We start from the raw sequence: 19,612 nt of genomic DNA on the forward strand, positions 1-19,612 counted from the left end.
GGCGTTCAGCCCTTGGAGGGAAGCCGGATAAAGGTGACGCACAGGCCCGCCAGCACTGCCGGAACCGCGAAGATCGCAAAGATCACCGGCAGCGGCACCTTGTGGGCCAGCAGCACGCCGCCCAGCATCGGCCCGATCACCGCGCCGATGCGGCCGACGCCCATCGCCCAGCCCAGGCCGGTGCTGCGCACGGCGGGCGGGTAGAAGCTGGTGGCGAGCGGATAGCAGCCGTTGAAGCCGCCCTGGATGAAGGCGCCGATGAAGAAGGCGGCAAGCAGCGTCGCCGCGATCGGCATCGCAACCGCCCCGAACACGACCAGCGCGGCAGCGGCGAAGATCATGTAGACTAGGATCAGGCGGCGCAGGTCGACGTGGGTGGCGATCAGGCCCAGCGAAGTGATGCCGACGAAGGCGCCGATGTTGTATACCGCACCGGCATAGATCGCCTGCGTTGCGGGCAGACCGGCCTCGACCGCAAGCTTCGGGATCCAGCTGATGACGAAATAGAGCGTCATGAAACCGAAGATCGTCGCCATCCACAGCAGGATGGTGCCGGCACGGCGACCTTCACCCAGCACGCCGCGCAGGCCCACTTCGCCGCGCTCGGCAGCGCGGCGTTCGGGCAGGGCGGATAACGGTTCACGGCCGATCGAGACCAGCAGCTTGTTGACGCGGGGCAGCGCGTTGCGCGGTTGGCGCGAGATCAGGAAATCGACGGATTCAGGCAGCATCACCCAGACCAGCGGCAGCGAGATCGTGCAGAGGATCGCTGCACCCAGCAGCATCGCCTGCCACCCATGCGCGTCAATCTGGTGGGCAACGATGAAGCCCGTGATCGTCGCGCCGACAGGATAGCCGGCCTGAAGGAAGCCGACCGCGAAAGTACGGTGCTTGGCGGGCGCATATTCGGCCGTCAGCGCAGCCATCGTGGCCAGCACCGTGCCGATGCCGATGCCGACGAGGAAGCGCGAAGCGACCAGTTCGGCGATGCTGGTGGCAAGGGCGGATCCGAACATGGCCGTCGCCATCATCACCAGCGAGGCGATGATCAGCTTGCGGCGGCCGAACCGGTCGGCCATCGGCGCGATCAGCAGTCCGCCCGCGGCCATGCCGGCAAGGCTTGAACTAAATACGACGCCCAGGCTTTCCGGGCTGACCTTCCAGTCCGCCGAAAGCGCCGGTGCAATGTAGGAGAGGATGAGCACATCCATGCCGTCCAGCATGTTGAGGACGAAGCAGATCGCCACCACCAGGATCTGGCGCATGCTCCAGCCATCCGCGCCGGACGCTGCGGGCTTGCCGCTGACGGTCACGTAAGGTCGCACGGAAACCGATCCGGCTGCGGAATATGTGGCCATGGTCTTGCCTCTTCCCACGCTCTGCAGTGCTTGGTCGCGCTGCCTGTTCTGTCCAGCGATCCGATGCCGGTTTCGCTATCCGCTGCCATTCTGCGCATCACGGACACTGGAAGGGTGTTGCAAGGCCGGCGGCTTTGCCAGAGGGCGTAACGAGGTCGGTCATGCCCTTATGTTATGCAATTTGCCGGCGCAGTCTCCTGTCAATCCGGTATCGTCCGGTGTTGTTCCAATTCCACGATGCGGTCGCTGTTCCATCCGTGCTCAATCCGTGATCGGCAGGTTCTGCGGATGGCGAGGCACCCGAAAGAGGGCATCGTCATTCGCAGGCCCTTGGCAGATGAAGCCTGAAATAGCGCGGTTCCGCAATCCAATTCGCGCTGGAGCTAGAAGCCTCCTCCTATCGCCTTGAACTCCAGATGATCCTCGATGCCGGACAGTCCATATTCGCGGCCGATGCCCGATTGCTTGAAGCCGCCGAAAGGCGCCAGCGGCTCATGAGAGAGGCCGTTGATCGCCACGCGTCCCGCATCGATGCGGGCTGCCATGTCCCGCGCCCGCCGGATGTCCTTGCCCAGAATGTAGGCGTGAAGGCCGTAGGGCGTGTCGTTGGCGATCCGGATCGCATCGGCATCATCCTCGTAGGCGATCACGCAAAGCACCGGCCCGAAGATTTCTTCCTGGGCGATGGTCATGTCGTTGGTGACATTGGCAAAGACCGTGGGTCTTACGAAATAGCCGCGCTCAAGCCCTTCGGGGCGTCCTTCGCCGCCGATGATCGGGCGCGCGCCTTCCTCCAGCCCCTTGCGCAGATAGCCGAGCACGCGCTCGTACTGGCGCCGATTCACCAGCGGGCCCAGCGTCGTGCGTGGATCGCGCGCGTCGCCCTGCACGATGCCTGAGGCGGCCTTGCGGATGGCCTCAGAGAACGCCTCGACTTGTCCGCGCTGCACCAGGATGCGGGTGCCGGCGATGCAGGCCTGGCCATTGTTGGCAAATCCGATGGCCAGCGCCTGCGCGGCCGCCTGTGCGAGATCCGCGTCATCGAGCACGATGGTCGGTGCCTTGCCGCCCAGTTCCAGCGTCACGCGCTGAAGGCGATCGACACTTCCGCGCAGGATGGCCTTTCCGACGGGAGTGGAGCCGGTGAACGAGATCTTGCGCACATCGGGATGGGCGGTCAGCGCCTCTCCGGCGACGCTTCCCAGCCCCGTCACCACGTTGATGACGCCCGCCGGCGCGCCCGCCGCGTGAAGGCATTCGCTGAGCAGTTCGGTCTGCCAAGGGCTGAACTCGCTGGCCTTGACCACGACCGGGCAGCCGGCGGCCAGCGCGCCCGCCATCTTCACGCTGATGGCGTTGTATACGCTGTTCCATGGCACGATATGCAAGGCAACGCCGGCGGCCTGGCCGACCACCTCGGTATCGTTGATCCGGCGCGAGAAGGGAAAGTCCGCAAGCAGGCGCGCCGCCACCCGGAAGTTGGTCGCGGCGAGGCCAGCGCGCCAACGGGCTTGCTCAACCGGGCCGCCATACTCCGCGATCGTCGCCTCGGTGAGCGCGTCCGATCGTGCTTCCACGGCATCGGCAAGCGCGTTCAGCAGATCGATCCGCTCGCCGCGTGAAGACGTCGACCAACCGGCAAAGGCCCGGCTCGCCGCCTCGACCGCGATCCGGGCATCCTCTGCGTTTGCGAGGACGAGACGGCCGTTTTCCTCCTCGCTCGCCGGGTCGACGATCGCCATCTCCTCGCGGCCGAGAACGGGTCGAAAGGCACCGTCGATGTAGGCCTGGTCAAATCTGCGCATGGATCGGTCCTTCAAGGGCTGCATGTCCCGGCCAGGATAGAGTGCGGACGCCGAAGGCGCCCGTTATACGGCGTGAGCAGACATCAGCGATTGATCGAACTTGCGGCGGAGGCGTTGGCTTCGCATCGATGATTCGCCCGGACTACGCTCCGCATCATGGGCGCACGCGCGGGTGCAGCGGAAAACCGCTTTTCCTCACACACTTACGCGTCACACACGATCATATCGCCGCCGTTTCCATCATCACAGCGATCAGTAGCTGCTGCCGGTGATCTGTGATGGCTCAAGGGCGGCAGGCTGCGTATGGGGCCCGAACAAAGTACCGAATAGATTTGAGGGAGCACCAGTAGAAAGCTGGGTAGCCGCGGTGCGAGCGGAATTGGCTATAATTTATCAATATATAAACGGAGAGGACCGCGTGTTTAGTGCATTCAAATATGTTCCGATGATGTCTAGTGCGAGCATCATTGCAATTTCTCTCGCGGCTTCTCCTGCAATGGCGCAATCGCAAGGTTCGGATGAAGCGACGGGTAACGATATTATTGTTACCGCACGTCGCGTAGAAGAACGCCTGCAAGACGTTCCGATCTCCATCACTGCCTTCAACCAGAGCCAGCTTGCCGATCGCAACGTGGTCAATGCGCAGGATCTTGCGCGTTACACCCCGTCGCTTTCCGCTAACTCCAATTTCGGCAACGAAAACTCCACCTTCGCTCTGCGTGGCTTCGTCCAGGACACCGGCACCGCGCCGTCGGTCGGCGTCTACTTCGCCGACGTCGTCGCGCCGCGCGGCGCTTCCAACAACGTGCCTGTCGGCGATGGCGCCGGCCCCGGCAGCTTCTTCGACCTTGCCAACGTTCAGGTCCTGAAGGGCCCGCAGGGCACCCTGCAAGGCCGCAACACCACGGGCGGCGCCGTCCTTCTCGTTCCCCAGCGGCCGACCGGCAATCTGGAAGGGTACGTGGAAGGTTCGATCGGCAATTACGACCTGCGCCGTATCCAGGCCGTGTTGAACATCCCGGTCATGGACTCGCTGCGCGTGCGTCTTGGCGTCGACCACCAGACCCGCGACGGATACATCCATAACAACAGCGGCATTGGCCCGAAGGACTTCGGCGACGTCGATTACACCGCGCTGCGCTTCAGCGCGGTGGCGGATCTCGCGCCGAACCTCGAAAACTACATGATCGTGTCCTACAGCCGCTCGCACACGAACGGCACGTTCCAGAAGCTGATCGCCGCCGACCCGGCGGAAGGCTTCGGCGCGTTCGCGGGCGACCAGCTGACCCGCCAGGGCTCCGGCTTCTACGATGCCTGGCAGACGATGGAAAATCCCTCGTCCAAGATCGAGCAGTGGCAGATCATCGACACGATGACCTGGCAGGCCAGCGACACGCTGACCGTCAAGAACATCGCCAGCTATGCCGAATTGCGCGACAATCTGGTTTCGCCGCTGTTCGGTACCGACCTGAATACCGCCAATATCGGCCTACCCAACGGCTCGTTCGGTTTTGCCACCGTCAACCCGCTTCCGGGCGGCGCGACCGGCAGCCAGTCGACCTTTACCGAAGAATTGCAGCTTCAGGGCCGCGCCATGGGTGATCGCCTCACCTACCAGGCCGGTGGTTACCTTGAAATCAGCGATCCGCTCGGCCTGTCCGGTTCGCAGTCGCCGGTCTATGGCAATTGCACCGATGTGGTGGCCATGGTCTGCACCTCGCCGTTGTCGCTGCTGCCGGTTCCCGGGATCCCGGCCGGTGTCGTCAACTACACCGCATCGCGGACCTCGTTCCGTGACGTTGGCCTCTATGCCCAGGCGACCTACAAGCTGACCGAACAGCTGAAGCTGACCGGCGGCTTCCGCTACACCTGGGACCGTGTGACCAACGACAGCCAACTGATCACCTACACCGGCTTCCCGGCGATCGGCTATGGCACCCCCACCGACATCTATTGCAGCAATCCCGCCACCAGCAATGCGGCGAGCGTGACGTTCGCCACGTTCAATCCCACCACCGATTGCCGCATCAACCTGACCCAGAAGTCGAGCGCGCCTACCTGGGTGATCGACCTGGACTACACGCCGATCCGCGACGTGATGATGTATGCGAAGTACTCGCGCGGCTATCGCACGGGCACGGTATCGCCCACCGTTCCGCTCAGCCTGGCCTATGTCCAGCCGGAGAAGGTCGATACCTACGAAGTTGGTCTGAAGGGCAGCTTCCGCCAGTTCCTGCGTAGCACCCTGAACGTGGCGGCGTTCTACAACGACTTCTCGAACCAGCAGATCCAGCTGGACTTCCTGCAGTACTCCGATCCCACCGGCGCGACCAATCCGCCCAGCGTGTCGCCCACGACCGCCCCGGCAAACGCCGGCAGCTCGCGCATCTGGGGTGTGGAAGTGGACGGATCGATTTCGCCGTTCCACGGCCTCACCATCCAGGGTTCCTATGCCCACCTGGATACCAAGATCCGCTCCATCCAGACTTTCTCTGTGGACGGTCCGACGACCGGCTTCGTGGTCTATGGTCAGGCCCGCGTGGGCGATCCGCTGCTGCTGTCGCCGAAGAACAAGTACTCGGTTACGGCCACGTACGAACTGCCGCTGGATGAGGATATCGGCACCGTCTCGATCGGCGCCACCTTCACCCATTCGGACAAGGCGCTGGGCAACTATTCCAGCCGCTTCTACGTCAGCCCGGATCCGGTGCTGCAGGCTGAGTTCCGCAGCCTGAGCTGGCTGCCTTCGAGCAACCTGCTGAACCTGAACGCAAGCTGGAATTCCATCGGCGGCTCGCCGGTCGACCTTTCGCTGTTCGCGACCAACGTCACCAAGGAAAAGTACTACACCTTCCTTCCGGGCGTTTCGGGAACCGGCCTCATCGTCGCTTCGCTTGGCGAACCGCGCATGTATGGCATGCGACTGAAGGTCCACTTCGGCCGCTGATCGGTCTTTCCTTGACCAAGCAAGGAAGCGGGCGTCCATCATCTGGACGCCCGCTTCTTTTTTTGCCGCTTATGCGGCTCTTCGGCTGATCAATTTCACATGAGGTTCGTCGCCAGGGTCCTGCCACGCGTGATCCCCATGCCCAGCGCGCCGATGGCGACCACCAGCGAGCATATGCCCGCCGTCACGAAGGCACCTTGCATGGATCCGGTCGCGCCGCTGGCCTGATGGACCAGCACGGGCGAGATGAACTGGCCGAAGAAGAATGATCCGGTCCAGATGCCCATGCCCCGGCCGCGATGCTCGAAGGGGAACTTGGTTTGGGCCCAGGCAATCAGGGAGGGCACCGCCATGCCTGCGCCGGTTTGCTGGATGGCGAGGCCGACGATCATCTCGCCCGGATTGCGCGCCAGCCCGATCACCGCAAGACCGGTGCCGAGGATGGCCAGGAACGCGCCCAATTGCACGCCGTTGGAGCGTCCCGACAGAATGCGGAACAAAAGAGCGCCCAGAATGACGAAGAGGCTGGGCAGGAAGCTCATCTTGGCGACGGCGGCGGGATTGGTGACGCCCACCTCGCCGAAAGCGATGCTGCCGTTGACGATGAAGACATAATACTGCGCGGCCGAAAACAGCGTCAGCGCGGCAACGCCAAGCGCCGCGCCCAGCGGGAAGGGAGCCTTCTCTCCGCTCGATTCCACAGGCGCCTCGTCATGCGCGGCACGGCCCTTGGGCTCGTAGAGGAAGGCCAGCATCGCGAAATAGATCGGGAACGCGACGAGGTAGACGAGGAAGCCGCCGTTCCACTTCATCGATGCGACGAGACCGGAAAGCAGGATCACGCCGGAAGCGAGGAATGGCCCCACCACGCCTTGCAGGAACAACCAGTTGCGGCGGCTTTCGTTGTCCCAGTAGTCGCCGATCAGGGTGTTGACGATGGTAAGGATGCCCGCCTCGCACACGCCCAGCGCCAGGCGGCTGGCGAAGATGTGGTTCAGGTCGTCCAGGAAGAAGGGCAGGGTGCCGAACAGCCCGTAGAAGAACGTGCAGATCAGCAGCAACCGCCGGCGACCGAACTTGTCCACGAACCAGCCCGCAAACGGGGCGAGAATGGCGATGGTGAGGCCCGGCGCGGTGACCATCAGCGGCACCTTGGCGGCGGCATCCGGGTCCGTCTGGAAGTGCGCGATCATCGATGCCACGATCGGGAACATCGATACGATCGCAAAGATCGGAAGGAAGGCCGCGATGACGATCGTCATGCCCTGCGGCTTCATGGTGAGCTTGCTGAAGAATCGGGAAACCGGGTTCATGCCTCTCCGCCCGCGCCGCTGACCGGCGCTATATATTAGAATTACTATTCGCGTTTCCTATCGGCGATTTTGATCGCGGTCAATGCAATCGAAGGCCTTGACCGACCGCCCTCTCTAAAATTAGAACCATAATTACAAATTATACGAGAGGAAGCATGACGAAAGCGCGCCTGCGGATGGGCATGGTGGGCAGAAGCCCGGGGTTCCTGATGAGCCCGATGCACCGAATCGCTGCCGAAATTGATCACGAGACTGAGCTGGCGGCGGCTGTCTTCTGCCGCGACGGCGAACCGGCGCTCGCTGCCCGCTTGATGGCAATTGGCGCATGAGCGGTGCGAAGGACGGCTGGAGCCGCCGCGAATTCACCGCCGGCGCGGCATTGCTGGCGCTTGCTCTGGGCATCCCTATTGCAGGGGTGAAGCTGACCGACCTCGACACCGCCGATTTGCCGAGCGATCGCCAGCGCAGGCTGATCGCGGATGTGTCGGACCTCGTGATCCCGCGCACCGACACGCCGGGCGCGATGGATGTGGGCGTGGGCGATTTCGTCGTCCTCGCGCTGGCCCATGGGCTTTCCGGAACGCGCGCGCCGATGGCATCGGAAATGATAACGGCGGCCATCGAGCCCTTCCGCCGCCGCGACGGATCGCTGCGACATCTGCCCTGGCTGGAGCACACGCTCGACCGTGCGGCAGGCGGCGACTTCCATCGGCACGACCTTGCCGGGCGCACGCGCCTGCTGGCTGCCCTCGATGCCGAGGCTTTCGCGCAAGGCGCGCCGCCCTCTCCGTGGACCGCGCTGAAGGGCCTGATCCTGACGGGCTATTACACCAGCGAAGCCGGCGGATCGCAGGAACTTCGCTACGAACTGGTCCCCGGCAAGTGGGAGTGGGACATCCCCATCAAGCCCGGGATGCGCGCATTTTCCAGCGACTGGACCGCGGTGGATTTCGGCTGACCATGACCAATACTACGAAATTCGATGCTATCGTCGTCGGCTCCGGCATCACTGGCGGCTGGGCGGCCAAGGAACTGACCGAGGCGGGGCTCACCGTCCTGATGGTGGAGCGCGGCCGCAATATCGAGCATCAGACCGGCTACGAAACCGAACTCAAGGCCCCATGGGAAATGGAGTTTCGCGGGCAGGGCGATGCCGAGCTTTATGCGCGGGAATACCCGGTGCAGATGCTCAACCGTCACTTCAACGAGTTCACCGAGGGGCACTTCGTCAACGATGCCGATCAGCCTTATCAGAAGGCGCCGGGCAAGGATTTCGACTGGTTTCGCTCCTACCAGCTCGGCGGTCGCTCACTGACCTGGGGGCGGCAGTGCTATCGCTGGTCTGACTATGATTTCGGCGCCAACAAGCGCGATGGCTTCGGCACCGACTGGCCGATCCGCTACGCCGATCTTGCCCCGTGGTATGATAAGGTGGAGGAGTTCGTCGGCGTTTCAGGCGCGGTGGAGGGGCTGCCCCAGCTTCCCGACGGTCGCTTCCTGCCGCCGATGGAGCTGAACTGCGTGGAAAGCGCGATGCGGGAACGGATCCGGGCGAAATATCCGGACCGGGTGATGACCATCGGCCGCACTGCCAACCTGACCGAAGCGCGCCCCGAACAAGGCCGGGCCCACTGCCAGTACCGCAGCATCTGCGCGCGGGGCTGCTCCTACGGCGCCTATTTCTCGACGCAATCGGCCACGTTGCCGGCCGCGAAGAAGACCGGGCGGCTGACGGTCGTTACCGACGCGCAAGTGCACAAGGTGGACTATGACGCGAAGACCGGCCGCGTCACCGGTGTGCGCTGGATCGACACCAAGACCGGCGAGCACAAAGTGGCCTACGCGCGCGTGGTGTTCCTGAACGCGGGTGCGTTCAACTCGGTGCACCTGATGCTGAACTCCGCCAATGAGGCGATGCCGCGTGGCCTTGCCAACTCCAGTGGCGTGCTGGGCACGCACATCATGGATCATGCCAATACGATGGCGGCCATGGCTGTAGTGCCCGGTTTCGAGGGGCGGACGAGCTTCGGCAACCGACCCACTGGCATCGTCATCCCCCGCTTCCGCAATCTCGACACGCTGGATGGTGACGGCTTCACGCGAGGCTATTCATTCCAGGGCGGCGCGCTGCAAGGCACCTGGACGCGCGGCAAGCGGATGGGCGGCATCGGCAAGGACTTCAAGGAAGAGCTGCACCAGATCGGGCCCTGGACGATGGTGCTGGTGGTCTTTGCGGATTCGATGCCGCGCGCCAGCAATCGTCTGACGCTGAGCAACCGCACCGACCCGCGCGGCGTCCGCCAGCTTGAGATTGCCTTCGAGCATGGCAAGGAGGAAATGGCCGCGCTTGCCGACGCGCACCGCGAAGCGACCAAGATGCTCACCGATGCGGGCGGCCACGTCATCATGGGCTTCGACAAGCCCGGTCACGGCGGCACCTCCATCCACGAAATGGGCGGCGCCCGCATGGGCTGGGACCCGAAGACCTCGGTTCTCAACCGGCTTAGCCAGGCGCATGACATTCCGAACCTGTTCGTCACCGATGGCGCGCAGATGAGTTCCTCGGCCTGTCAGAATCCCTCGCTCACCTACATGGCGCTGACGGCACGAGCCTGTGCGACGGCGGTCTCGATGTTGAAGGAAGGCGTGATTTGACGGCACGTGCGTCGCCGGCGCTTCCGGCGGAATTGACCGAGCGGCAGAAGTCGCTCGCCTACCTGACGCTGATGGTGGCGCTGGTTCTGGAGATCGTGGACGTCACCATCGTCAACACCGCGCTGCCGGTGATCGAGCGGGATTTCGGCGCGGCGGCAGCGCAGGCGCAGTGGGTGGCGGCGGGCTATTCGCTGGCCTTCGCGCTGCTGCTGATGCTCGGCGGGCGACTGGGCGACGCATTCGGCTACAACCGCCTGTTCATTGGCGGGGTGGCCGGGTTCACGTTCGCGTCGTTGCTCTGCGGAATGTCCGCCACACCGGACCAGCTGATCGCCGCGCGCGTGCTGCAAGGCGCGGCGGGGGCGATGATGGCGCCGCAGGTCATGGCCCTGATCCAGGTGCTCTTCGAACCCTTGGAACGCGTGGCCAAGCTGGCGTGGGTGGGCGTGATCGGCGGACTTTCGGCGATCTGCGGGCCGATCATCGGCGGCGTGCTGATCCATGCGAACCTGTTAGACCTTGGCTGGCGGAGCGTGTTCCTGATCAACGTGCCGGTCGGCGTCGCCGCCGTGATGGTGGCGTGGCGACTGCTTCCCGCCGCGCGGTCGCCGCTCGCGCGGGGGATCGATGGGGGCGGCACCATGCTGTTCTCCGCGTCGATGGCGGCTCTGCTCTATCCGCTGGTGCGTGGGCATGACCTGGGCTGGCAGCCGTGGCATCTGGCGCTATTGATTGCCGCGCCGGTGCTGCTGGCGCTTGTCTGGCGGCGTACGCTGAGGCGTCAGCGTACGGGCGAACCGACGCTGTTCGCGCCCGAATTGTTCCATCAGCGGCAATTCTCGTTCGGTCTTGCCATCGCCCTTTGCTTCGGCGCGGCGACGGGCGGATTCCTGTTCGTCTTCGCCTTTGGCGCGCAGAAGCTGCTGGGCTTCTCTCCGCTCCAGACCGGCCTGCTGCACATTCCGTTCAGTGCCGGGGTAATGCTCGGCATCGCCTTTCTTGGCCGCAAGCTGGTAACCAGCCACGGCAAATGGGTGCTGGTCGGCGGGATCGCGCTGATGGCGCTGTTCGCGGGCGGAACCTTGCTGTGGATCGAGAGCGGTGTGCCGTTCTGGTGGGCGCTCCCTTGCCTTGCTCTCGCCGGGACCGGCATGGGCATGACCAACGGGCCGCTGACGCCGGTGATCCTGGCGCGTGTCGACCGCAGCCACGCGGGTGTCGCCAGTGGGTTGATCAAGACCGTGCAGGAACTGGGCATGGCGCTTGGCATCGCGGTGGTGGGCACGGCCTTCTTTGCAGGCGCACCCGCTGGAGAAGTGGGCGCGATTTTGCCGGCAGTAGCGGCGATCGAGGGACTTATGCTGATCTGTTTCGTGCTCGCGCTTCAGCTTCCCGCGCCGCTTTTTCCAGAGCACGATGCTTGACTGGAATTTGCGTTCTATTTAAAGCTGGATCGAGCCTGGTAGCGGAGTTTCTCCGCTTGGGAAGTCGGCGCAGCCTTTAAAGCCGCGCCTTCATGCTGCGGGCCGCTTTGTCCTTCGGGACGCCCTTTCGGGGGTGGCGGCGCAGCATGTGAACACCCGATATGTGAGCACATCGTCCCGACACTCCCGAAAACCAATGGGAGAAGACGATGTCCGATTACGTGCGCAACCTCTGGTATCTGGCCGCGTGGGACCATGAAGTGCCCGAGAGCGGCATGCTGTCTCGCACGCTGCTCGACGAGAAGTGGCTGATCGCCCGTCTGTCCGACGGGACATATGCGATGCTGGCGGACCGGTGCCCGCATCGTTTCGTGCCGCTGAGAAAAGGGCGGCTGGAAGACGATGTGATCCACTGCCCCTACCACGGTCTCGGTTTCGACCGGAGCGGAGCCTGCGTGCACAATCCATTCCCCGCGCCGCCACCCGCCCATGTTCGTGCGCGGACGATGCCGATTGTCCACTGCCATCGCGGGCTGTGGTTCTGGCCCGGCGATCCCGATCGGGCCGATCCTGCACTGATCCCGGACTTCGCGTTCGTCGATCGCGACGGCATGCAGCGCAGCCGCCTCGTCATCCAGGGCCACTATGAACTGGTGACGGACAACCTGATGGACCTGACCCATGCGGAGTTTCTCCACGTCACCAGCTTCGGCGTAAACGGCTCGATCTTCTCGGGCCGGCAATCGGTCGTCGCCGACGAGAGCGGGGCGATCTGGAACAATTGGGACATGGAGGCCGTCACGCCGCCGATGTGGGCTGCGCCTATGCTGGGCGAGGGGGACCGGGTGGATCAATGGCTGCACATGCGCTGGCATGCGCCGGCTGCGATGGCGCTGACGGTCGGGCTTGCCAGAACCGGAAGCGACCGGGCGGACATGGTCGTGCCGCAGATGATCAACCCACATATCATCACCCCGGAAACTACAACCAGCAGCCACTACTTTTACGATCACGAGGCGACCCCGGAAGCTGAAGCTCTGGCTCGTCAGGTCTTCGTCGAGGAAGATGAGCCCATGATCGAGGCGGCTCAGGATGCGCTTGGAAATCAAAACTTCTGGGAGGCTCGTCCGGCGATCCTGGAGACCGATGCCGGTGCGATCCGCGCTCGGCGGCGGCTCATGCAGTTGCGTCGGACGGAGGGGGCGATGCGGCGCGACAGGGATGATGAAATTTTGTGAGCCGGGGACTTTCTCGATGCTTTCCAACTTGCTAATCGCAATTCCAGCGCATTTTATTGCGCAATCCGAGCATGTGCCCCGAAAGCCAGAACATGAAAAATGCCGGGCAAATGAGCCGTCCCGACCTTCAGGTTGCCGTTCTGCGCGTATCGCCGGCTCGGATCGACGGGCGGGTGGCGAATGACATGGCGGCGAACGCCTGGATCCGGGCCGATGCCGACGTCACGGTATTCCTGAACCCGCCACATACCGGTTTTCGCGATGCAGGGGTTTGTGGCAATGGGCGGATCTACGAAGACCGGATCGAGATCGATCTCGTCCTCGTACCCGAACGTGCCGCAGCGCTGCTTGCCGCGCTGACGGAAGGCGCGACGCTTCAGTTCCAGACCGAGAGCATTACCGAAAGCCTGTTCCGGATAGAGGCTGTTACCGCCAGTCGCTGAAATGCGCTCTTCTGGCCGAACTGCGACGGGTCGCGGTCTATTCGCGCCAGCATAATGGCTAAAGGCAAGCGGCCGCTTCCAAAAGAAGCGGCCGTCTTGGCTGTTACGCTGCCATTCGAAGCATCACACCATTGCCACCGCGATCGGTACCTCGTTGTGCGAAGCACCGATCGAGGATGGCAGACGTGATCAATCCAGGAAGGCGCGCATGATGCGCGACCTGCTCGGGTGCTTGAGCTTGCGCAGGGCCTTCGCTTCGATCTGGCGGATACGTTCGCGGGTGACCGAGAACTGCTGGCCGACTTCCTCAAGCGTGTGATCGGTGTTCATGCCGATGCCGAAGCGCATGCGCAGCACGCGTTCCTCACGCGGGGTGAGCGTGGAAAGCGTACGGGTGATCATTTCCTTGAGGTTCGCCTGGATAGCCGCGTCGACCGGGATGATCGCGTTGGCATCCTGAATGAAATCGCCCAGGCTGCTGTCTTCCTCGTCGCCGATCGGCGTTTCGAGGGAGATCGGCTCCTTCGCGATCTTCAGAACCCGCTTAACCTTTTCAAGCGGCATCGACAGGCGCTCGGCCATTTCTTCCGGCGTCGGTTCCCGGCCGTTTTCGTGCAGGAACTGGCGGCTGGTGCGGACCAGCTTGTTGATCGTCTCGATCATGTGGACCGGAATACGGATCGTGCGGGCCTGATCCGCGATCGAACGCGTGATCGCCTGACGGATCCACCAGGTGGCGTAAGTCGAGAACTTGTAGCCGCGGCGGTACTCGAACTTGTCGACGGCCTTCATCAGGCCGATGTTGCCTTCCTGGATGAGGTCCAGGAACTGCAACCCGCGGTTCGTGTACTTCTTGGCGAGCGAGATCACCAGACGCAGATTCGCCTCGACCATTTCCTTCTTGGCGATGCGCGCCTCGCGCTCACCCTTCTGGACCATGTTGACGATGCGACGGAACTCGGCGAGCTGCATGCCGGTGGTGGCGGCGATGTCCGAGACTTCCAGGCGAATACGCTCGGTCGAATCGACCTCCGCTTCCGCGAAGGCGGCCCACTTCTTGTCCTTCTTCGACATCTCGGCGAGCCAGGTGTCGTCCAACTCGCGGCCCATATAGGCTTCGAGGAAGTCGGCGCGCTTCACCTTGTGACGCTCCGCCAGGCGCAGCATCTGGCCGCCAAGGGCGGTCAGGCGGCGGTTGAAGGCGTAGAGGTTGTCGACAAGGTATTCGATCTTCGACGCGTGGAACTTCACCGATTCGACTTGCGCGGTCAGTTCCTCGCGCAGCGACTGGTACTGTTCTTCCTTGGCGGCGGGGAAGTCGATGCCGAGTGCCAGTGCCTCGAGTCGCTCCGACTGAAGACGCTCGAAAGTCTGGAACAGCTCCGTGATGAGCATGAACTTCTCAAGCGCTTCGGGCTTGAGGGCCGCTTCCATCTGGGCGAGGCTGAGGGTGTTGTCCTCTTCCTCTTCCTCGGCCTGGCGCTTGGGGATCGGGTTGCCGTCCTCGTCCAGCTCTTCCGAGCTGTCCTCGTCCGAATCGTCCTCGTCCTTGAACGAGGGGCCGGCAGTCTTTTCGCTGATCTCGCCGTCGTCGGCGCTCTCGCCGTCCTCGTTGAGGCTTTCGGGTGCGGGTTCCTTGGACAGCATCGCATCGAGATCAAGGATCTCGCGCAGCTGCATCTCGCCGTTGTTGAGTGCTTCGGACCACTGGATGATCGCGTGGAAGGTGATCGGGCTCTCACAGAGGCCCAGGATCATCATGTCGCGGCCAGCTTCGATTCGCTTGGAAATGGCCGCTTCGCCCTCGCGGCTGAGCATTTCGGCCGCGCCCATTTCCTGCAGGTACATACGTACCGGGTCATCCGACCGGCCGGCGTTGTCGCTGCTCTTGGTTCCGGCGGCGCGACGACGAAAACCCTCGTCGCCATCATCGCCTTCTTCCTCTTCATCGCGATCGGCGTCGTTCTGCGAATCGGTTTCCGAATCGGAATCCTCGCCGTCGTCCTCATTTTCGGTGATGGTGATGCCCATCTCCGAAATGGCCGCCATGATGTCCTCGATCTGATCGGTCGACATCTGGTCCTGCGGCAGAGCGGCATTCAGCTCGCTTGAAGATATCGTGCCGAGCCGCTTGGCGCGCGCGATCATTTTCATGATCGAACCACCGTTCAGATCGATAAGCGGACCATCGTTGTCCGCGTTGCGGTCGTCTTTGTTCATTCACTCGCAATCGTTTTGTGTGCTTTCCCATGGCGGACATGCCGTCATGGGAAGGAGGTGGTTTTCATAACGCCTTGCCCGAGAGAGAGGCCGAGGGCCAGCCCTCTCTCTTACAGTGGCTATTCAAGCAAAAAACTGGTATCCCGTCGCCAATGCCTATTTACGGCATGATCCCATCAGGGGATGCGCTCAAATATGAAGCCTTTGCCCTGCCGTCTTTGCGTGCTGCGTTCGCACGCAGGGGCAACATATCCCAGAGCGCAGTGAAAGTACATTTTTAGCATGTCGTTCGACAGAGGAAACCGTGGCGGCAGCCGTGACAGGTTTGGCGGTGGTAACGATCGATTCGGTGGCAATGACCGATTCGGCGGTGGCGATCGCTTTGGCGGCAATCAGCGTGGCGGCTTTGGTGGCTCCCGCGGTGGCGGCGGTTTCGGCGGTGGTTCGCGTGGCGGCGGCGCGCCGGCACAGGTTGTTGGCCAAGGTCGTGGCACCGTGAAGTTCTTCAACCCGGATAAGGGTTTCGGCTTCATTCAGCTCGAAGACGGTGGGGACGATGCCTTCGTTCACATCAGCGCCGTCGAGGCAGCTGGCCTCAGCACGCTGGCCGAAGGCCAGCAGCTTGAGTTCCAGTTGGTGGAGCGTGGTGGCAAGATTTCCGCAAGCGATCTGACGATCGTTGGCGAAGTGATCGTTGCACAGCGCCGCGAATCGGCTCCGGCGGAGCGCCAGCTGACTGGCGAGCGGACCACCGGCACCGTGAAGTTCTTCAACGCCACCAAGGGCTTTGGCTTCATCAGCCGTGATGATGGCCAGCCCGATGCCTTCGTGCACATCAGTGCCGTGGAGCGCTCGGGACTGGGCGCGTTGTATGAAGGTGACCAGCTGGAATTCGAAATCGAAATCGATCGCCGCGGCAAGAGCGCAGCGGTCAACCTGATCCAGCGCTAAGAACATGAAACCCTGGCCCGACTGCGGGCCAGGGTTTCATTTTGCACGTTTGTGCATGGCGCCTACCAGTGAGGCGCTGTCCGGATTATTCCGCTGCCTGCATGGCGGATCGGAAATGGTCAGGATCATATCTCGAGCCAGGTCTCGACGATACGGAGCGCCATCGCGACCCCGTCCTCGCGCAAATGCGCTCTGAATTTCCGCTCAGAAGCCCGAAAAACATTTGTCGCTGCGCCCCATAGACATTCGATGTGTCATTGAATGCTTGAGGTTCGGAAAGCCCACGGGATTGAAATTTTCATTTTCCCTGCTATATGGCCGGGTGCTACGTCGCTTTTTGGCGAGATAATTTTCAGCCTCTGGCTGCGAACTCGATTTCCTTTTCAGCTTCCTGGCAATCGTTTCCGGAGCACCTTGGTGCCTCCGGCCGTTGGGCAATGCATATTCAGGATCGAGCATAGTGGCTAAAGAAGAACTGCTGACCATGGAAGGGTTCATCGAGGAAGTGCTTCCCGATGGCCGATTCGCTGTCCTGCTCGATAACGAGCATCGCATTATCGCCTATACGGCGGGAAAGATGCGGAAGTTTCGGATACGCACCGTGGCCGGCGACCGCGTTCACGTCGAGATGACGCCTTACGACCTCAGCAAGGGTCGGATCGTGTTTCGCGAACGCTCGCCGGGCCAGGCCAGCCCCAGCAAGCAGCGCAGCAATTTCAGAAGATAACGAGATGCGGCAGAAGGCCGCGAAAACAGGAATAGATGATCAAGAATATTACGACTGCCTTCGGGCGTCCTTTCAACAAGAACGGCGGCCGAGAGCTGCCCATTTCGACCAAGCATGCACTGACAGGAACAACCGGTTCGCTCTCCAGGCATGAGCTGCGACTTCTTGTCGCGGGAATGGTCGACTAAAATCCGCTCACTCCGTCCGCTGACGGGGTTGAGACAGAGATAGATCGAGGCTTTGCGCCGACTGAAGCATATCACTCCTTCAGGGAGTGATTTTCTCAAATTTGGTCCGCCTCACGATTCGTGAACACTCTGCTTAAGAGTCTTCATTGACGCCTATGCCGGTGCCAATCGCATTAGGCTGGCAATATAGATTGCAACTTGGTGCGATTGGCGAGCCAAGGCGTATTCAAGAAATGGCCTTCTCGCGTTGGCAGGACTGAGCTTACCTCGATCAATCGAGCAGTTCAGTGGCAAGAGCGTGACCGCCACTTTCGTCGATTGCTGCAGAAGTCCATTTGGACCTCGGATTCCCTTGGCTCGCACACGAGGCTAATTTGCCGCATGCGAGCCAAGTAAATCAGCACTTTTATGCGCCTCGATCTTCATCGAGGGGCACCATCTTCCGGTCCGTCGACGCTTCGCCCCGGTTCATTGGGGCGAGGAGTCCTCGGTGATGGAAATGGCTTGCGCCGGGCATTGGTTCGCGGCCCGCCGCACCAGATCCTCTAGCTCCGACGGTACCTCCCCAACCAGCACGGTGGCGTATCCATCATCATGAAGTTCGAACACTTCCGGGCAGATTCCGACACAAATGCCGAAACCGGCGCAGAGGTCCGTGTCGACATGGACCTTCATTGCGCGCTGGCCTCCACCGGATCGAATTCCAGGGCGATGTGGGTCAATCCCCGCAGGATAAACGTCGGCAAATAGCCGTATCGCCGTGCGTCGGCCGGTCCGTGCACCTTTTCGGAGATACGGATGTCGCTGGTCCGGTCAAACATGCGATTGAGGCTGACGACTGCTTCGGCCCTCGCCAGAGGGGCGCCCGGGCAGGCATGACGGCCAGCACCGAATGCCACATGCAGGCGGGCATTCTTCCTATCCAGCTGGAATTCGCCGGGGTTTTCGAATTTGCGCGCGTCTCGGTTGGCGGCGCTGTTGGCGATATAGAGGAAGGCACCGGCGGGAACGTCGACCCCACCCACGGTCGTTGGCATTTTGGCCAGGCGGAAGTCGCCTTTCACCGGACCTTCGATTCGCAGACATTCCTCCACGAAATTGGGGATCAGGCTGCGGTCGTCACGAAGCCGCTTCTGAAGATCGGGACGCTCGCCAATGACCTTGAACGCGTAGCTCAGCAAACGCACCGTGGTCTCCTGCCCGGCGGCAAAAAGATTGGCGGCAATCCGGGCAACGTCGATCGGTTCCGGCACCTCGCCCCCCGGAAAGGTCGCGTTTGCGAGCCCGGTCAGGATATCTTCCCTGGGGTTTTGCCGGCGGTCCTCGATATATTTGGTGAACTTGTCATAGAGCCAGACGAGCGGCCCGTGGGTAACCTCGCCGTCCGTGCCGCCGACCACTGCGCCGCCGCTTTCCTGCTCTACCCGGATCAGGTGCTTGCGGAACTCCGTCCGGTCTTCGGGCGGTACGCCCAGCAGGTCGGAGACGACCAGCACGGCGAAGGGCTGCGCGAAATCGTCCATGAACTCGCACTCGCCGCGCGCAATGAACGTGTCGATCTGCTGGTCGGCCAGCTTCCACATGAAGTCCTCATTTTCCTTGAGGCGCTTCGGGGTGATCAGCGACATCAGCAATGCCCGATGGGCGGAGTGAGTCGGCGGATCCATGGTCGGCAGCTGATCGCTGAACGGCGTCTGATCGCGATAGGCTTCGATCAGTTCGGAAATATCTTCGTTTTCGTGACCCTCGATCGGAATGGGGCAACCGGCGAAGGGGCCCGTCGTCGACATGCAGGAGGAGAAGCGGGCGGGATCATTGTAGACCTCGAGCGCTTCGGCATAGCCCGTTACCATGATGATCCCCTGGTGCGGCTCTTTCAGAACCGGAGACTGGTCTCTCAGGTGATCGAAATAGACGTAAGGATCATCGATGAAGCGATCCGTACGGAAGAAATCATGCGCTTCAAAGTCGCTGGCCGTATCGTTCATGTTCCCTCCTGCAACGCGCTCCGGCATGTTCCGGCTTCACGATCGGCTAAAAGCCTGGAGGAAGTATACGGCTGTCACGCGGTGTCGACTAATGGTTCGCACGCGGCGGGAAGGGCATCGCCCTAACGATCCACTCTACGTGCCAGGGCCTGCTGCCGGAGCAGTGTAAACGCTTGCAGAAACCCGCGTTGCCGTTGGCATGGTAATCCCGCTGAAGAGATAGTCCTTATTAGTCATTGCGACTGCGCCCGCCGCTGACATGATCTCCTCAAAGCTCCACGTACGGCAACGCATCTCGTTTGGCTCCCGCTTGGCTGCTCGCGAGTTTCCAGCCCGCCGTGCATGGCAAAAAGCA

16 protein-coding genes are annotated in these 19,612 nt (G+C 62.3%); 9 read left to right on the forward strand and 7 right to left on the reverse strand.

Annotation, left to right across the window (positions count from 1 at the left end):
* Window positions 1-5: 5 nt before the first annotated feature.
* Window positions 6-1,358: an MFS transporter gene (locus tag WBP07_RS31520; RefSeq protein WP_395397190.1), complete on the reverse strand. Its 1,353-nt coding sequence runs from the start codon at window positions 1,356-1,358 to the stop codon at window positions 6-8.
* Between the two features lie 383 nt (window positions 1,359-1,741).
* Window positions 1,742-3,163 (reverse strand): aldehyde dehydrogenase family protein, encoded by a 1,422-nt coding sequence (locus tag WBP07_RS31525; protein WP_395397191.1) that lies wholly within the window; start codon window positions 3,161-3,163, stop codon window positions 1,742-1,744.
* A gap of 496 nt (window positions 3,164-3,659) precedes the next feature.
* Here WBP07_RS31525 and WBP07_RS31530 point away from each other — a divergent pair, with 496 nt between their 5' ends.
* Complete coding sequence (locus WBP07_RS31530) at window positions 3,660-6,110, forward strand: TonB-dependent receptor (RefSeq protein ID WP_395397192.1); 2,451 nt, start codon at window positions 3,660-3,662, stop codon at window positions 6,108-6,110.
* A gap of 95 nt (window positions 6,111-6,205) precedes the next feature.
* Here the strand turns inward: WBP07_RS31530 and WBP07_RS31535 are convergent, their stop codons facing one another.
* A complete protein-coding gene (locus WBP07_RS31535) occupies window positions 6,206-7,423 on the reverse strand; it encodes an MFS transporter (protein WP_395397193.1) in 1,218 nt (405 codons plus the stop codon).
* Between the two features lie 155 nt (window positions 7,424-7,578).
* On the opposite strand from WBP07_RS31535, the gene WBP07_RS31540 reads away from it, so the two are divergent.
* From WBP07_RS31540 to WBP07_RS31565, 6 genes are all read left to right on the forward strand, one after another.
* Window positions 7,579-7,752, forward strand: coding sequence for a hypothetical protein (locus WBP07_RS31540; protein WP_395397194.1), 174 nt, complete (start codon window positions 7,579-7,581; stop codon window positions 7,750-7,752).
* On the forward strand, window positions 7,749-8,381 hold the full coding sequence (locus tag WBP07_RS31545; protein ID WP_395397195.1) for a gluconate 2-dehydrogenase subunit 3 family protein: 633 nt from the start codon (window positions 7,749-7,751) through the stop codon (window positions 8,379-8,381). Before WBP07_RS31540 ends, WBP07_RS31545 begins: the two co-directional genes overlap by 4 nt.
* A 2-nt stretch (window positions 8,382-8,383) precedes the next feature.
* Window positions 8,384-10,078, forward strand: coding sequence for a GMC oxidoreductase (locus tag WBP07_RS31550; RefSeq protein WP_395397196.1), 1,695 nt, complete (start codon window positions 8,384-8,386; stop codon window positions 10,076-10,078).
* A complete protein-coding gene (locus WBP07_RS31555) occupies window positions 10,075-11,502 on the forward strand; it encodes an MFS transporter (protein WP_395397197.1) in 1,428 nt (475 codons plus the stop codon). Before WBP07_RS31550 ends, WBP07_RS31555 begins: the two co-directional genes overlap by 4 nt.
* 209 nt (window positions 11,503-11,711) lie before the next feature.
* A complete protein-coding gene (locus WBP07_RS31560) occupies window positions 11,712-12,740 on the forward strand; it encodes a Rieske 2Fe-2S domain-containing protein (RefSeq protein WP_395397198.1) in 1,029 nt (342 codons plus the stop codon).
* 110 nt (window positions 12,741-12,850) lie between these two features.
* Window positions 12,851-13,183, forward strand: a complete 333-nt coding sequence (locus WBP07_RS31565; protein WP_395397199.1) for a hypothetical protein — start codon at window positions 12,851-12,853, stop codon at window positions 13,181-13,183.
* A gap of 189 nt (window positions 13,184-13,372) precedes the next feature.
* On the opposite strand, the gene rpoD is transcribed toward WBP07_RS31565, so the two are convergent.
* Entirely contained in the window at window positions 13,373-15,403 is a 2,031-nt protein-coding gene (rpoD, locus tag WBP07_RS31570) for an RNA polymerase sigma factor RpoD (RefSeq protein WP_395397200.1), read from the reverse strand.
* 282 nt (window positions 15,404-15,685) lie between these two features.
* Here rpoD and WBP07_RS31575 point away from each other — a divergent pair, with 282 nt between their 5' ends.
* Window positions 15,686-16,354, forward strand: a complete 669-nt coding sequence (locus WBP07_RS31575) for a cold-shock protein (protein ID WP_395397201.1) — start codon at window positions 15,686-15,688, stop codon at window positions 16,352-16,354.
* Window positions 16,355-16,558: 204 nt separating this feature from the next.
* Here the strand turns inward: WBP07_RS31575 and WBP07_RS31580 are convergent, their stop codons facing one another.
* Window positions 16,559-16,813, reverse strand: coding sequence for a hypothetical protein (locus WBP07_RS31580; protein WP_395397202.1), 255 nt, complete (start codon window positions 16,811-16,813; stop codon window positions 16,559-16,561).
* A 1-nt stretch (window position 16,814) separates the two neighbouring features.
* On the opposite strand from WBP07_RS31580, the gene infA reads away from it, so the two are divergent.
* The gene (infA, locus tag WBP07_RS31585; RefSeq protein WP_395397203.1) at window positions 16,815-17,081 is read left to right on the forward strand and encodes a translation initiation factor IF-1; all 267 of its coding nucleotides are present in this window, start codon (window positions 16,815-16,817) and stop codon (window positions 17,079-17,081) included.
* A gap of 656 nt (window positions 17,082-17,737) precedes the next feature.
* Here infA and WBP07_RS31590 read toward each other — a convergent pair.
* Together WBP07_RS31590 and WBP07_RS31595 are read right to left on the reverse strand one after the other, a co-directional pair.
* Entirely contained in the window at window positions 17,738-17,944 is a 207-nt protein-coding gene (locus WBP07_RS31590; protein WP_395397204.1) for a ferredoxin, read from the reverse strand.
* Window positions 17,941-19,257, reverse strand: a complete 1,317-nt coding sequence (locus WBP07_RS31595; RefSeq protein ID WP_395397205.1) for a cytochrome P450 — start codon at window positions 19,255-19,257, stop codon at window positions 17,941-17,943. Before WBP07_RS31595 ends, WBP07_RS31590 begins: the two co-directional genes overlap by 4 nt.
* Window positions 19,258-19,612 lie beyond the last annotated feature (355 nt).

This window comes from Novosphingobium oxfordense (assembly GCF_044029435.1).
Lineage (GTDB): Bacteria > Pseudomonadota > Alphaproteobacteria > Sphingomonadales > Sphingomonadaceae > Novosphingobium.

Excerpts from the sequence above, each read along its gene's own strand:
- WBP07_RS31520 (WP_395397190.1), bottom strand. The coding sequence starts at position 1,358 with ATGGCCACATATTCCGCAGCCGGATCGGTTTCCGTGCGACCTTACGTG.
- WBP07_RS31525 (WP_395397191.1), bottom strand. The coding sequence starts at position 3,163 with ATGCGCAGATTTGACCAGGCCTACATCGACGGTGCCTTTCGACCCGTT.
- WBP07_RS31530 (WP_395397192.1), top strand. The coding sequence starts at position 3,660 with ATGGCGCAATCGCAAGGTTCGGATGAAGCGACGGGTAACGATATTATT.
- WBP07_RS31535 (WP_395397193.1), bottom strand. The coding sequence starts at position 7,423 with ATGAACCCGGTTTCCCGATTCTTCAGCAAGCTCACCATGAAGCCGCAG.
- WBP07_RS31540 (WP_395397194.1), top strand. The coding sequence starts at position 7,579 with ATGACGAAAGCGCGCCTGCGGATGGGCATGGTGGGCAGAAGCCCGGGG.
- WBP07_RS31545 (WP_395397195.1), top strand. The coding sequence starts at position 7,749 with ATGAGCGGTGCGAAGGACGGCTGGAGCCGCCGCGAATTCACCGCCGGC.
- WBP07_RS31550 (WP_395397196.1), top strand. The coding sequence starts at position 8,384 with ATGACCAATACTACGAAATTCGATGCTATCGTCGTCGGCTCCGGCATC.
- WBP07_RS31560 (WP_395397198.1), top strand. The coding sequence starts at position 11,712 with ATGTCCGATTACGTGCGCAACCTCTGGTATCTGGCCGCGTGGGACCAT.
- WBP07_RS31565 (WP_395397199.1), top strand. The coding sequence starts at position 12,851 with ATGAGCCGTCCCGACCTTCAGGTTGCCGTTCTGCGCGTATCGCCGGCT.
- rpoD (WP_395397200.1), bottom strand. The coding sequence starts at position 15,403 with ATGAACAAAGACGACCGCAACGCGGACAACGATGGTCCGCTTATCGAT.
- WBP07_RS31575 (WP_395397201.1), top strand. The coding sequence starts at position 15,686 with ATGTCGTTCGACAGAGGAAACCGTGGCGGCAGCCGTGACAGGTTTGGC.
- WBP07_RS31580 (WP_395397202.1), bottom strand. The coding sequence starts at position 16,813 with ATGCTCGATCCTGAATATGCATTGCCCAACGGCCGGAGGCACCAAGGT.
- WBP07_RS31590 (WP_395397204.1), bottom strand. The coding sequence starts at position 17,944 with ATGAAGGTCCATGTCGACACGGACCTCTGCGCCGGTTTCGGCATTTGT.
- WBP07_RS31595 (WP_395397205.1), bottom strand. The coding sequence starts at position 19,257 with ATGAACGATACGGCCAGCGACTTTGAAGCGCATGATTTCTTCCGTACG.